Raw genomic sequence first — 14,136 nt, forward strand, 5'->3', positions numbered from 1 at the left:
TCGCCGGGCCCCCATACAATCGGAGGCATGCGCACTCCCGATTGATCTCTTCCGTGTGCCCACGGTCCTCAAGCCCTGTCTCCAGGCAGATTCAGAGCGCGAGCCACGACCGGCCTTCGGCCGTCCGCGTCTCGCTTGTCAGCGGGAGTGTCCCCCAACCATGATCATCGCCACAGACATCGAACTCCGCGTCGGTTCGCGGCTCCTCATCGAGGGAGCGTCGTTCCGGGTCAACCCCGGCGACAAGATCGGCCTCGTCGGCCGCAACGGAGCGGGCAAGACCACGCTCACCAAGACCCTCGCCGGTGAGGGCGTCCCCTCCGGCGGCACCGTCACGATCACCGGCGCGGTCGGCTATCTGCCGCAGGACCCGCGCACCGGCGACCTCCAGGTGCTCGCCCGCGACCGCATCCTGTCGGCCCGCGGCCTCGACGAGGTCATCCGCGACCTGCGCAAGGCCGAGCTGGGCATGACCTCGGCCGACGACCGCACCCGAGACAAGGCCGTGAAGGCCTACGGCCGCCTGGAAGACCGCCTCCACGTGCTGGGTGGCTACGCCGCCGAGTCGGAGGCCGCCTCGATCGCCTCCAGCCTGGGCCTGCCCGACCGGGTGCTCGGCCAGCCGCTGGAGACCCTCTCCGGAGGTCAGCGACGCCGGGTCGAACTGGCGCGCATTCTTTTCTCGGGATCGGAGACTCTCCTTCTCGACGAGCCGACAAACCACCTCGATGCGGACTCCATCGGCTGGCTTCGTGATTTTTTGCGTTCCCACCAGGGCGGCTTGATCATCATCAGCCACGATGTTGGTCTACTTGAAGCGACGGTAAACCGGGTGCTCCATCTCGACGCCAACCGGTGCGTGATCGACACCTACAACGTCGGGTGGAAGAACTACCTGCTCCAGCGCGAGACCGACGAGAAGCGCCGCAAGCGCGAGCGGGCCAACGCCGAGAAGCAGGCCGGCGTGCTGATGGCGCAGGCCGACAAGATGCGGGCCAAGGCCACCAAGGCCAAGGCGGCCCAGGACATGCAGCGCCGGGCCGAGCGGCTGCTGCGCGGCATCGAGCCCGAGCGGCGCTCCGACAAGGTCGCCAAGCTGCGCTTCCCGGCCCCCGCCCCCTGCGGGCGCACCCCGCTGACCGCCGTCGACCTGTCGAAGTCCTACGGGTCCCTTGAGGTCTTCACCGACGTCGACGCCGCCGTCGACCGGGGCCACCGGGTCGTCATCCTGGGCCTCAACGGCGCCGGGAAGACCACGCTGCTGCGCATCCTGGGCGGCATCGAGAAGCCCGACACCGGCGAGGTCCGTCCCGGCCACGGCCTCAAGATCGGCTACTACGCCCAGGAACACGAGACCATCGACCCGTCCCGCACCGTCCTGGAGAACATGCGCTCGGCCGCCCCCGACATCCTCGACGTCGAGCTCCGCAAGGTCCTGGGCTCGTTCCTGTTCACCGGCGACGACGTCGACAAGCCCGCCGGGGTCCTGTCGGGCGGCGAGAAGACCCGGCTGGCGCTGGCCACGCTGGTGCTCTCCAGCGCCAACGTCCTGCTCCTCGACGAGCCCACCAACAACCTCGATCCGGCCTCACGGGAACAGGTGCTGACGGCTCTGCGCTCTTACACAGGGGCGATCGTCTTGGTCACCCACGACGAAGGGGCGGTGGAGGCGCTGCAACCCGACCGGGTCATCCTGCTGCCCGACGGCGTCGAAGACGCGTGGAGCGAGGAATTTTCCGATCTCGTCGCCCTCGCCTGATCATAAATTTACCGGGTACGGATCTTTTCCCTGGGAGTAGGTAGCCGATCGAGCCGAAATGACTGATCATGGCGTGAGTAACGCTGCGGAAGTCTGGCACTACAGGAGGTACTCGTGGCCGAGACTCTGAAGAAGGGCACCCGGGTGACCGGGGCCGACCGTGAAAAACTGGCCAGCGATCTCAAGAAGCGCTATGCCGCGGGTGAGAGCATCCGCGCCCTGGCCGCTTCCACCGGCCGGTCGTACGGATTCATCCACCGCATCCTCAGCGAGTCCGGCGTGACTCTGCGGGGACGCGGCGGGGCGACCCGGGGCAAGACCAAGCGCTAGTTCCGCCTCGCTGACGCGCGACCGCAGCCGCTCGTGTACCTCAGATCCAGAGCGGTCCGCTCCCGGGCCGACCGGCCGGGGTCGGTTGACCGAACAGGGTTCGGTAGGCTCGGGCGCTACCGCCAGGAAGGGGTTGCGAGCTGTGAACGAGGCTGTGGAAGCGACACCAGGGGGGAGAGCGGAGCGGATCTCGGCGAGCGCGCTCGCTGAGATCGGACTGCGCTACGAGGTGGACGGCGAGATCGCGACGATCACGCTCAACCGGCCGGACAAGCGGAACGCCCAGACGTTCGCCACCTGGTCGGCACTGGCCCGGATCGGGGACGACCTCCCCGAGGCCGTGCGGATCGTCGTCGTGAAAGGCGAGGGGCCGTCCTTCTCAGCAGGCATCGACCTGCGGTTGTTCACGCCCGAGGGAGTCCCCGGCGAGGACTCGTTCGTCTCGGTGCTCGGTGAGGGCTTCGAGGAACGCATCGCCGAGGCGCAGAAGGCCTTCCTCTGGCTGCGCCGCCCAGAGATCATCTCGATCGCGGCCGTCCAGGGCCACGCGATCGGGGCCGGGTTCCAGCTCGCGCTCGCGTGCGATCTGCGGATCGTGGCCGACGACGTGCAGTTCTGCATGAAGGAGCCGGCGCTCGGCCTGGTGCCCGACCTGACGGGGACCAAGCCGCTGGTCGATCTCGTCGGGCTGCCGAGGGCCCTGGAACTGTGTGTCACCGCCCGGAAGGTCGGGGCGGAGGAGGCGCTGCGCCTCCGGCTGGCCGAGCTGGCCGTACCGGTTGAGGAGCTGGATACGGCCGTGGCCGACCTGGCGGCGGCGCTGCTCGCCACCGAGCGCTCCGTCGCGATCGCGACGAAGCGGCTGCTCCAGGGGGCGGGAGGCCGCACACTGGAGGAGCAGGCCGCCGCGGAGAGAGCCGAGCAGGTGGTCCGCGTCCGGTCGTTGTTCGCCTCGGGCTGATCCTGAAATAGCCCTGGTTCGTAAAGGGTTGGCCACGACATGGCGATGATGGGCGGCCCGAACTCGGGCTGGGCGATGATGCAGTCGATGCGCCGCGACGGCGACGTCATGAAGGAGCGCCTCGCGCCCGGCACGGTCCGGCGCATCGCCGGCTACGCCGCGCCGTTCCGGTGGTCGATCGCCGGGTTCCTCGTCCTGATCATGGTCGGGGCGTTGATCGTGGTGGCCAACCCGCTGCTGATCAAGCAGGTCATCGACGTGGCGATCCCGGCGAAGGACACCGGGCTCGTCATCTGGTTCGCGGTCGCGATCGCCGGGCTGGCGCTGTTCGACGCCGTGCTGTCGCTAGGGGAGCGCTGGTTCTCGGCCCGCATCGGCGAGGGGCTGATCTACAACCTGCGCACGCAGGTCTTCGACCACGTGCAGCGGATGCCCGTGGCGTTCTTCATGCGGGCGCAGACCGGCGCGCTGGTCTCCCGGCTCAACGGCGACGTCATCGGCGCGCAGCGGGCGATCACCAGCACGCTGTCGTCGGTCGTCTCCAACGTGATCAGCCTGGTCGTCGTCCTGGTCACCATGCTGGCGCTGTCGTGGCAGATCACCCTGGTCGCGCTGGTCATGCTGCCGATCTTCATCTTCCCGGCCAAGTGGGTGGGGAGGCGCATGTCCAAGTACACGCGCGAGCAGATGGAGCTCGGCGCCGAGATGAGCTCGGTGATGACCGAGCGGTTCAACGTCGCCGGGGCGATGGTCGCCAAGCTCTACGGCCGTCCGGCCGACGAGACGCGCCACTTCGCCGAGCGGGCCGCCCGGGTCCGCGACGTCGGCGTCACCGTCGCCATGCTCGGCACGGTGTTCCGCGTCGCGCTGGGCCTGATCGCCGCGCTGGCCACCGCCCTGGTCTACGGGTTCGGCGGCGTGCTCGCGGTCGACGGCTCGTTCGAGCTGGGCACGCTGGTGGCCATGTCGGCCCTGCTGATGAGGTTGTACGGCCCCCTCACCGGCCTGTCCAACGTCCACATCGACGTGATGACCGCCCTGGTCAGCTTCGACCGCGTCTTCGAGGTGCTCGACCTCAAGCCGATGGTCGACGAGAAGCCCGACGCCCGGCCGGTCCCGGCCGGACCGGTCACCATCGAGTTCGACGACGTCCGCTTCCGCTACCCGGCCGCCTCCGAGGTGTCGCTGGCCTCGCTGGAGTCGGTGGCCCGCCCCGACACGGGCGAGCCGGCCGAGGTGCTCAAGGGCGTCACCTTCACCGCCCGGCCCGGCCAGATGATCGCCCTGGTCGGCCACTCGGGCGCCGGCAAGACCACCACGACCTCGCTGGTCTCCCGCCTCTACGACGTCGACGAGGGCGCGGTGCGGCTCAACGGCCTCGACGTGCGCGACGCCACGATGGACTCGCTGCGCGACACGGTGGGCGTCGTCATGCAGGACCCGCACCTGTTCCACGACACCATCGCCGCCAACCTCCGCTACGCCCGCCCCGACGCCACCGACGAGGAGATCTGGGAGGCGCTGCGGGCGGCCCAGATCCACGACCTGGTCGCCGCGCTGCCCGAGGGGCTCGACACGGTGGTGGGGGAGCGCGGCTACCGGTTCTCCGGCGGCGAGAAGCAGCGTGTGGCGCTGGCCCGGCTGCTGCTCAAGGCCCCTCCGGTGGTGGTGCTCGACGAGGCCACCGCCCACCTCGACTCCGAGTCGGAGGCGGCCGTGCAGCAGGCGCTGAAGACCGCGCTGGCCGGGCGGACCAGCCTGGTGATCGCCCACCGGCTCTCCACGATCCGCGAGGCCGACGTGATCCTGGTGATGAACGACGGCAGGGTGACCGAGCTCGGCCGACACGACGAGCTGATGGTCCTCGACGGTGCCTACGCCGAGCTCTACCGAACCCAGTTCTCAGGCACGGGGTTCACGAGTAGCCCAGTCGCTTGAGCTCCTCGCGGGCGACCTTGCCGACCAGTTCGGCGTCGCTCGACGTCAGCCGCCGCCGGGCGCCGACCTGCGGGGCCCCGGCGCCGTAGAGGGCGATCGTGGAGATCTTGGCGCCGAGGTACTCACCCACCTGGCCGAACGTCTCGGCGGGGGACTTGTGCAGGTCCTCGTACCGGATCGTCATGAGCTGGTCGGCGGGGAGCTCCTTGCGGAGCACCGCCGACAGGCGGATCGCGGCGCGCCAGCGCAGCGCGCTCTTGCCGGCGACCGGCATCTCCTTCCAGCGCAGCTTGTGCTCGGCGCTGTTGACGCCGAGGAACGGGCTGGGGAACTCGCTGTCGTCGCTCAGCATGTGGGGCTTGAACCAGGCCATCGTCGCCGGGTCGGCGAGCATGTCGGCGACGACGTCGCGGCCGTCGCGGATGACCTGGACGAACCGGGCGTCGGGGAAGGCCGCCAGCAGCACCGGGGCGCTGTAGAGCAGGTCGGGGCTGGCGTCGCCGAACCGGGTCAGCTCGGCCGCGGTCACGCACGGGCCCGCGCCGATGATGCCGCCGGCCTCCTTGCACGTGCCGGAGCACTCGCCGCACGCGCCCGGCACGACCTGCCAGGCCTCGGCCAGCACGTCGCGGATGACGCGGGGCGCCCCCGGACTGCGCGCGATCGACGGCCGCCGCGCGAACGCGTAGACGACACGGGACACCGCGCCGCGGCCCATCGTGAGATGGACGCCGGGCGAGCGCTTGATGGCACGGGCGAGCAGATCCGCGCCGGAGTGGGGAGCGGCGAGCACGAAGACCGGCTGACGGACCTTGACGCCGTTTACCACGAGAATGTGGGTCGGTGGTCGCATAGGTAGCGCCTAGTCTGACACTCTTTGGGGGGTGTCCGAACGAACTCCACCCCGCCTCCGGCACGGTGACACCGTGGCCGTCGTCGCGCCCTCCGGTCCGGTCGACCTCGATCGGCTCAACCGCGGCCGCCACGTGCTCACCGGCCTCGGCCTGAACGTCCGGTTCGGGCCCCGCATGCTGATCCGCCGCGGCTACCTCGCCGGGCCCGACCAGGCCCGCGCCGCCGATCTGCAGGAGGCCTGGTGCGATCCGGAGATCGCGGCCGTGATCTGCGCCCGCGGCGGTTACGGCGCGACCCGGGTCCTCGACCACCTCGACTGGGACAAGATGGAGGCCGTCCGGCCCAAGCCCCTCCTGGGATCGAGCGACATCACCGCCCTCCACCTGGCCTTCCAGCGCCGTCTCGGGGTGGCCTCGCTGTTCGGCCCGATGCCGGCCTGCGCCACGATCAGCGACGAGGACGGCCCGGAGCCCCGCTCGCTGTCCCACCTCAAGGCCTCGCTCATCTCCAGCCTGGAGCCCCGGCCGGTCAAGGGCGACCAGGTGCTGGTGCCCGGATCGGCCATCGGGCCGGTCACCGGCGGAAATCTGACGATGCTCGCGGCGCTGTGCGGCACGCCCCACCAGATGGAGGCGCGCGGCCGGATCGTGCTGCTGGAGGACGTCCGGGAGGAGCCGTACCGAATCGACCGTATGCTGACCCAGCTGCTGCAGGCCGGCTGCCTCGACGGCGTGGCCGGCTTCGCCCTCGGCTCGTGGATCGACTGCGGCGAGGCGCTCCCGGTGCTGGTGGAGCGGCTCGGACCGCTGGGAGTGCCGATCATCGCGGGGCTGCCGATCGGTCACGGGACACCACAGTTCAGTGTGTGGCTGGGGGCTGATGGTGTCATTGATACCGAATCGTGCTCTCTGACAGGCCTCATCGGCAACCAGGACAAGGCACCCTGAAACCTGGCAACACGCCACGTTTGTAAGGGGATGAGCCTTGGGTCTGTTGCGGCGGCTCCGCAGCCGGATACGGCCTGACCAGCCTGTGCAGCCCGTCTCCCGGCCCGTCGAGGACGTCGATCTTGACTCGCTCCTCGCCCTGGTCGTCGAGACGATGGGATACACCTGCGCGTTCGAGGACGACGGCGCCACCCTGATCATGGGCGGCGACGAGACGTCCCGTACCGTCAATCTGGTCGGGCTCCGCCGTGAGGCGGCCCGCAGGTCGCGCGAGGACTGGCCGATGCTGGTCTCCGAGCACCTGTCCCACGCCGTGTCGGGCGAGCCGTTCGACGCGTGCAACCTGGCCAGGATCAAACCGCTGCTGCGCACCCGGCTGCACGCGGCCGACGACCCGGCGATCCCCGACCCCTCGCGCATCATCGGCCGCCACCTGAGCGCCGACCTGATCGAGGTGCTGACGATCGGCGGCCGTCCGGTCCGGCCGGAGGAGGCCTTCTGCTGGCCGATCCCGCCCGCCGAGGCGCTCGACGTCGCGCTCGACAACGCGCTGGCCGACGAGCGGATCACCGCCGAGTATCTCCAGCTCGGCGGGGTGAGCGTGCGGATGATCAGCGCGCCCACGGCCGTGGCGCACCTGCGGCGGCTGCCCGGCCCGGCCGACGGGCTGCTGGTCGTGCTGCTCCACCCGGGGGCCATGGCGATCCACCCCATCGAGGGCATCGGGGTGGTCCGCGCCCTGGAGCGGATGCGCGTCTTCGCCCAGCGCGAGTTCGACGACCGCGACGGCGGCCTCAGCCCCCACGTCTACTGGTGGCACCGCGACCGGCTGACCCGCATCCAGGCCGACCTGGTTCCCCAGGACGGTCAGGTGCGGCTCGTGGTCACCCCGCCCGCCGACTTCGCCCGGCTGCTGGCCCGCCTGGCTGGAGACGCCAACTAGCTGAGGGCCTGCGCCGTGTGGATCAGCGGCACGTGGCTGAACGCCTGGGGGAAGTTGCCCACCAGGCGGCCCTGCACGGGGTCGTACTCCTCGGAGAGGAGGCCGACGTCGTTGCGCAGGCCGAGCAGCCGGTCGAACAGGTCGCAGGCCTCCTTGCGCAGGCCCATCCGGGCCTTGGCCTCGGCGAGCCAGAAGCTGCAGGCCAGGAACGCGCCCTCGCGGCCGGGCAGGCCGTCGACCGGGTTGTGCTCGCTGGTCGAGTAGCGCAGCACGAAGCCTTCGGGCGTGGTCAGCTCGCGCTCGATGGCGTTGATCGTGCCGATCACCCGGGAGTCGTCGGCGGGCAGGAAGCCCATGGTCGGGATGAGCAGGGTCGCGGCGTCGAGTTCGGTGGAGCCGTAGGACTGGGTGAAGGTGTTGCGGTCGGGGTCGTAGGCCTTCTCGCAGACCTCCTTGTGGATCCGGTCGCGCAGCGCCTTCCACTTCTCGATCGGGCCCGAGCGCTGCTGGCGCTCCATCGTCCTGATCGCGCGGTCGCAGGCGACCCAGACCATGACCTTGGAGTGGGTGAACTGGCGGCGCGGGCCGCGCACCTCCCACAGGCCCTCGTCGGGCTGGTTCCAGCCGGTCTCCAGGAAGTCCATCATCTTGCGGGTCAGCTTCCAGGCGTGGTCGTCGGGCGGCAGCCCGCCCTGGCCCGCGTGGTAGAGCGAGTTCACGACCTCGCCGTAGACGTCGAGCTGGAGCTGCCCGGCGGCGCTGTTGCCGATGCGGGCCGGCAGGGAGTTCTCGTAGCCGGGCAGCCAGTCGAGGGTCATCTCGGGGAGGCGGCGCTCGCCGGCGACGCCGTACATGATCTGGAGGTCCTGGGGGCGTCCGGCGATCGCGCGCAGCAGCCACTCGCGCCAGGCCTTGGCCTCGTCGAGATAGCCGCTGGTCAGCAGGGCGTCGAGGATCATCGAGGCGTCGCGCAGCCAGCAGAACCGGTAGTCCCAGTTGCGGACGCCGCCGAGGTCCTCGGGCAGGCTCGTCGTGGCGGCGGCGACGATGCCCCCGGTGGGGGCGTAGGTCAGCCCCTTCAGGGTGATCATCGAGCGGACGACGGCGTCGCGCCAGGCGCCCGCGTGGGTGCCCTTGGAGACCCAGTCCTCCCAGATCTCCCGGGTGTAGTCGAGCTCGTCGAGCGGGTCGACCAGCGGCGGCGCGGCCGCGTGGGAGGGGTGCCAGCCGAAGACGAAGGGGACCTTGTCGCCCGCCTCGACCCGGAAGGTGGCCTTGTGGGCGTAGTCGCTGCCGTGGAGGTGGACGGGCGAGTGGATCCACACCGAGTCGGGGCCGCCGACCGCCTGGAGGCTGCCGTCGCGCTTGCGCACCCACGGCACGATCCGGCCGTAGTCGAACCGGATGCGGATCTCGCAGTTCATCTCGACCGATCCGGCCACGCCCTCGACGACCCGGATCAGGCGGGGGTGCTCATGGCGTACCGGCATGAAGTCGATCACCCGGGCGGTGCCGGTCGGGGTGTCCCAGGTCGATTCGAGGACGAGCGTGTCGCCCCAGTAGCGGCGGCTGGAGGCGGTCTCCAGCCCGGAGGCCCAGATTCGCCAGGCCCCGTGGCGCTGGTTGCCCAGCAGCGCCGCGAAGCAGGCGGGGGAGTCGAAACGGGGCAGGCAGAGCCAGTCGACCGAGCCGTCACGGCTCACCAGAGCCGCCGACTGCATGTCGCCGATCAGCGCGTAGTCCTCGATCCGCATGTGATCAAGCTACCCGCCGGGCCCGCATGAAGAACTGCGTGATGGGGCCGATCATCAGCGCGAACACCAGCGTGCCGATCCCGGCGACGCCGCCGAGCGTCCAGCCGATCGCCAGCACGGTGAGCTCGATGATCACCCGGGCGGCCCGGATCGACAGCCCGAGCCGGTGGAGCCCGGTCATCAGGCCGTCGCGCGGCCCGGGGCCGAAGCCCGCGCCGATGTAGAGCGCGGTCGCGCCGCCCACGGTGACCACGCCGATCAGCAGGTACGCCCACTGGACGACCCAGTGCCCGGGGGCCGGGGCCAGCCAGACGGTCAGGTCGAAGAACCAGCCGAGCAGCAGGACGTTGCTGATCGTGCCAAGGCCCGGCCGCTGCCGCAGGGGGATCCAGAGCAGCATCACCGCCGCTCCGACGATGATCACCCAGGCGCCGATGCTGAGCCCGAAATGGCGGGAGAGGCCCTGGTGGAAGACGTCCCAGGGGGCGCTGCCGAGGTTCGACTCGATCTGCAGGCCGGAGCCTGCGCCGTAGAGAAAGAGTCCCACGTAGAGGCGGACCAGCCTGCTAGAGGTAGGACGAGTGGATGTCTGCACCATAATCGCCCCAGTGTCGCGGTGGCGGGCAGGCCAGAAAAGAGCCAATCGGGGAAATTGGCCTGTTCTGATCAAGCTTGTCTGGAACGGTGCAAGCGATGAGAACTGGTTCTACTGTGGTCGGCATGCCGCGCCACATCGCCCCGGAGCAGCTCGCCCGACTCCTGCACGTCCCGCCGGGGGCCCGCCCCTACTACCGGGCGCTGGCCGAGGCCCTGCGGGGCCGGCTGCACGACGGCGCGATCCCGGTCGGGGTGCGGCTCCCGGCCGAACGCCACCTCGCCACCGCCCTGGGCGTCAGCCGGACCACCGTCACCGCCGCCTACGACCTGCTGAAAGAGCAGGGATACGTCACCGCGCGGCAGGGCTCGGGCAGCACCACCGCGCTGCCCGCCGGAGGCGACACCCCCTGGACGATCCCCGTCCCGGGCGACGGCATGATCCCCCTCCACGTCGCCTCGATGCCGGCCGCCTCCGGGGTCGCCGCGGCGGTGGAGAACGCCGCCGCCGGTTACCACCGCCACCTGCTCGGCATCGGCTACGAGCCCGTCGGGCTGCTCGCGCTGCGGGAGGCGGTGGCGCGGCGCTACACGGACCGGGGGGTGGCCACCCGGCCGGAGCAGATCCTCATCACGCCCGGCTCCCAGCAGGCCATGCACCTGCTGTTCACGCTGCTGCTCCGCCAGGGCGACCCGGTGCTCCTGGAGTCGCCGACCTACGCCCACGCGATCCAGTGCGTCCGGCTCCACGGGGCCAGGGCGGTGGCGGCGGGGGAGCTGATGGAGAGCTCGCTGCCCCAGGCCAAGGTGGCCTACGTGCTGCCCGACTTCCACAACCCCACCGGCTCCCTGATGGGGGCCGAGGAGCGGGCCGCGCTGGTGGCCGCCGCGCGGCGGCACGACGTCACGCTGATCTGCGACGAGACGTGGGGCGAGGTGGCCGTCGACGACGTGGTCATGCCGCCGCCGCTGGCCCGCTGGGACACCGACAACCGGGTGATCACGATCGGGTCGGCCTCGAAGCTGTGGTGGGGCGGGCTGCGGGTCGGCTGGCTGCGGGGGACCGCCGACCTGGTCGAGCGGCTGTCGGTGCTGCGGTCGGGCATCGACCTGGCCACGGCGGTGTTCGACCAGCTCGTCGTGGCCGACCTGTTCCCGCAGGTGGAGGAGGCGCGGGCCGAGCGCCGGGCCTGGCTGGCGACCTCGCGCGACACCCTGATGGCCGAGCTCGCCGAGCACCTGCCGGCGTGGACGTATCCGAAGCCGGTCGGCGGCGGGTCGATCTGGGCCAAACTCGACGTCCCGTCGGCCGCGCCGATGGTCGCGGCGGCCGCCGCGCAGGGGGTCAGGCTCGCGCCCGGCCGGTGGTTCGGGGTCGACGGCGCCAGTGAGGGCTACCTGCGGCTGTCGTACTGCCATCCGCCCCACGTGCTGGCCGACGCCGTCCGGCGGATCGCCGCCGCCCGGCCGGGGATGGCGCCGGTCACCGAGAACCGGCTCACGATGAGTCTGTGACCCCGCGCGCCAGCGGGGCCCGCCAGCCCAGCCGCATCGCCGCGAACCGGAACGAGAAGGCCAGGACGGCGGCGGCCAGGACGGCCAGCGGGCCGCGTACACCGAACTCGAAGAGCATCGCGAGCACGGTCGCGCCCAGGAACGCGGGCACCGCGTAGAGCTGGCGGTCGTAGAGCAGCTTCGGGCGCGAGCCCGAGAGCACGTCGCGCAGCACACCCCCGCCTACGGCCGTGACCACGCCGAGCAGGACGGCGTGCAGCGGCGAGAGGCCGAACAGCAGCGCCTTCTCCGTGCCGGTCGCGCAGAACAGGCCGAGCCCGGCCGCGTCGAAGATCAGGATGCTCGGCAGCACCCGCGTGACCTGCGGATGCCAGAAGAACACGATCGCCGACGCCAGCAGCGGCACCAGCACGTAGCCCGCCTCGTGGAGCGCGGCCGGCTGCACCCCCAGGAACACGTCCCGCAGAATGCCGCCGCCCACGGCGGTGAAGAACGCCAGCACCGCCATGCCCACCACGTCGAGACGGGTCTGGACCCCGGCCAGCGCCCCGGAGATGGCGAAAACGAAGATCCCGGCCAGGTCGAGCACCCATGTCACCAGGACATCTTGTCAGGGTTGACTTACTGATGATGTGATGCGGGTCACTCTGTGCAGGAGCAGCCCTACAGGAGGCGCGGAATGGTCTTTGACGAGCGGGCGGCGATCGAGGAAAGCATCGCGGGCCGGACCATCTGTTCGCAGCTCGACGAGACGGCGGAGGCCTTTCCCGACTCGCCGGCCTATTCCGACCCGTCGGCGGACGGATGGTCCACCCTCACCTACCGGGAGGCGCGGCAGCGGGTGCTGGAAATCGCCGCCGGTTTCGCCGCCCTGGGCGTCGACCCGGGCGACTCGGTGGCGCTGATGATGGTCAACCGGAGCGAACACGTGCTCGCCGACCTGGGCGCCGTCCACGCGGGCGCGATCCCCTGCTCCGTGTACGCCACCTTCGCCCCCGACCAGATCGCCTACGTGGCCAACGACGTCGGCGCCAAGGTCGTCGTGCTGGGCGGGCCCGCCGAGTTCGCCCGGTGGCAGCCGGTCCTGGGCGAGCTGCCCGGCCTGGAGAAGATCATCATGCTGGAGGGCGCCACCGCCGACCAGCTCTCCTGGGAGGACTTCCTCGCGCTCGGCGCCGAGGCGCTGGCCGCCGACCCCGGGTCGGTCGAGGAGCGCTGGCGCTCGGTCGCCCCCGACGACACCCTCACCGTGCTCTACACCTCGGGCACGACCGGGATGCCGAAGGGCGTCCCGCTCACCCACCGCAACGTGCTGTTCGAGGTCGGCGCGACCGACCGGATGACCTCGCTGCCCACCCAGGGCACCCAGATCTCCTACCTGACCTACGCCCACATCGCCGAGCGGGTGCTGAGCCTCTACCTGCCCCTGTTCAAGGTCTCCCACGTGCACTTCTGCACCGACCTCGCCAACCTCGGGGCGACGCTCGGCGCGGTCAAGCCGGTGCTGTTCTTCGGCGTGCCGCGCGTCTGGGAGAAGATGATGGCCAAGCTCACCGCGCTGCTGGCCATGTCGCCGGAGGACCAGCAGGAGAACGCCCGCAAGGCGATGGCCGCCGGGCTCGCCTGGGTCGAGGCCGGCCAGGTCGGCCACACCGTCACGCCGGAGATCCAGGCCGCCTACGAGGCCGCCGACGCCGCGCTGCTCGCGGTCGTCCGCGGCATGATCGGCTTCGACAACGCCGGATGGCTCGCCACCGCCGCCGCGCCGATGCCGCTGGAGGTGCAGAGGTTCTTCGCCGGTCTGGGGCTCAAGGTCCTCGACGTGTACGGCATGACGGAGACCACCGGCGCCTTCACCGCCAACAGCCCCGACGCCTACAAGCTCGGCACCGTCGGCCGTCCGGAGCCGGGCGTCGAGGTGCGGATCGCCGAGGACGGGGAGATCCTCACCCGCAGCCCGCTCAACACGACGGGCTACCTCAACCGGCCCGAGGCCACCGCCGAACTGTTCGACGACGAGGGCTGGCTGCACACCGGCGACGTCGGCTCGCTCGACGAGGACGGGTTCGTCCGCATCGTCGACCGCAAGAAGGAGATCATCATCACCGCCGGGGGCGAGAACATCTCCCCGGCCAACATCGAGAACTACCTGAAGGAACACCCCCTCATCGGCCAGGCGCTCGCGTTCGGCGACGCGCGGCCCTACCCGGTCGCGATCCTCACCCTCGACGGCGAGATCGCCCCCGGCTGGGCCCAGGCCAACGGCATCGCCTCGACCGACCTGGCCGAGCTGGCCGCCCACCCCGACGTGCTGAAGGCCGTCGAGGCGGCCATCGAGATCGCCAACGAGAAGCTGGCGCGGGTGCAGCAGGTCAAGCGCTGGCGGCTGCTGCCGGTCGAGTGGACCGCCGAGACCGAGGAGCTCACCCCGAGCCTGAAGCTCAAGCGCCGTGTCATCCACGCCAAGTACGCCGAGATCATCGAGGAGATGTACGCTCAGTGATCTTCCGACCCCGACGCGCGAGCCGGGGCTCCCGTTG

Annotated in this window: 12 protein-coding genes; 8 read left to right on the plus strand and 4 right to left on the minus strand. The window is 70.8% G+C overall.

What is annotated here, in order from left to right:
- Positions 1-160 precede the first annotated feature (160 nt).
- The 4 genes from AW270_RS08395 (at position 161) to AW270_RS08410 (ending at position 4,988) form a co-directional block, all read left to right on the plus strand.
- Positions 161-1,759: an ABC-F family ATP-binding cassette domain-containing protein gene (locus AW270_RS08395; RefSeq protein ID WP_061292526.1), complete on the plus strand. Its 1,599-nt coding sequence runs from the start codon at positions 161-163 to the stop codon at positions 1,757-1,759.
- Positions 1,760-1,873: 114 nt separating this feature from the next.
- Complete coding sequence (locus tag AW270_RS08400; protein WP_030452286.1) at positions 1,874-2,089, plus strand: helix-turn-helix domain-containing protein; 216 nt, start codon at positions 1,874-1,876, stop codon at positions 2,087-2,089.
- 142 nt (positions 2,090-2,231) lie between these two features.
- Complete coding sequence (locus tag AW270_RS08405) at positions 2,232-3,050, plus strand: enoyl-CoA hydratase/isomerase family protein (protein WP_439649044.1); 819 nt, start codon at positions 2,232-2,234, stop codon at positions 3,048-3,050.
- A gap of 39 nt (positions 3,051-3,089) precedes the next feature.
- Positions 3,090-4,988 (plus strand): ABC transporter ATP-binding protein, encoded by a 1,899-nt coding sequence (locus tag AW270_RS08410; protein ID WP_061292528.1) that lies wholly within the window; start codon positions 3,090-3,092, stop codon positions 4,986-4,988.
- Here AW270_RS08410 and AW270_RS08415 read toward each other — a convergent pair.
- The gene (locus AW270_RS08415) at positions 4,966-5,841 is read right to left on the minus strand and encodes a sulfotransferase family protein (RefSeq protein WP_061292530.1); all 876 of its coding nucleotides are present in this window, start codon (positions 5,839-5,841) and stop codon (positions 4,966-4,968) included. The genes AW270_RS08410 and AW270_RS08415 overlap by 23 nt on opposite strands.
- 31 nt (positions 5,842-5,872) lie before the next feature.
- Here AW270_RS08415 and AW270_RS08420 point away from each other — a divergent pair, with 31 nt between their 5' ends.
- Positions 5,873-6,790, plus strand: a complete 918-nt coding sequence (locus AW270_RS08420; RefSeq protein ID WP_061292532.1) for a S66 peptidase family protein — start codon at positions 5,873-5,875, stop codon at positions 6,788-6,790.
- 85 nt (positions 6,791-6,875) lie between these two features.
- Positions 6,876-7,733 carry a hypothetical protein gene (locus tag AW270_RS08425; protein ID WP_245674625.1) on the plus strand — a complete coding sequence of 286 codons (858 nt, stop codon included), beginning with the start codon at positions 6,876-6,878 and terminating at the stop codon, positions 7,731-7,733.
- Here AW270_RS08425 and AW270_RS08430 read toward each other — a convergent pair.
- Both AW270_RS08430 and yczE read right to left on the minus strand, forming a co-directional pair.
- The gene (locus AW270_RS08430; protein ID WP_061292533.1) at positions 7,730-9,487 is read right to left on the minus strand and encodes a glycoside hydrolase family 15 protein; all 1,758 of its coding nucleotides are present in this window, start codon (positions 9,485-9,487) and stop codon (positions 7,730-7,732) included. The genes AW270_RS08425 and AW270_RS08430 overlap by 4 nt on opposite strands.
- A gap of 4 nt (positions 9,488-9,491) precedes the next feature.
- Positions 9,492-10,085, minus strand: a complete 594-nt coding sequence (yczE, locus tag AW270_RS08435; RefSeq protein ID WP_061292535.1) for a membrane protein YczE — start codon at positions 10,083-10,085, stop codon at positions 9,492-9,494.
- Between the two features lie 122 nt (positions 10,086-10,207).
- On the opposite strand from yczE, the gene yczR reads away from it, so the two are divergent.
- On the plus strand, positions 10,208-11,596 hold the full coding sequence (yczR, locus tag AW270_RS08440; protein ID WP_245674626.1) for a MocR-like transcription factor YczR: 1,389 nt from the start codon (positions 10,208-10,210) through the stop codon (positions 11,594-11,596).
- Here the strand turns inward: yczR and AW270_RS08445 are convergent.
- Positions 11,580-12,194 carry a trimeric intracellular cation channel family protein gene (locus AW270_RS08445; protein ID WP_157521773.1) on the minus strand — a complete coding sequence of 205 codons (615 nt, stop codon included), beginning with the start codon at positions 12,192-12,194 and terminating at the stop codon, positions 11,580-11,582. The two genes, yczR and AW270_RS08445, sit on opposite strands and share 17 nt — an antisense overlap.
- An 81-nt stretch (positions 12,195-12,275) precedes the next feature.
- Between AW270_RS08445 and AW270_RS08450 the strand changes: the two genes are divergently transcribed.
- A complete protein-coding gene (locus AW270_RS08450; RefSeq protein WP_061292541.1) occupies positions 12,276-14,099 on the plus strand; it encodes an AMP-dependent synthetase/ligase in 1,824 nt (607 codons plus the stop codon).
- Positions 14,100-14,136: the final 37 nt, after the last annotated feature.

The organism is Herbidospora cretacea (assembly GCF_001570605.1).
Classification (GTDB): domain Bacteria; phylum Actinomycetota; class Actinomycetes; order Streptosporangiales; family Streptosporangiaceae; genus Herbidospora; species Herbidospora cretacea.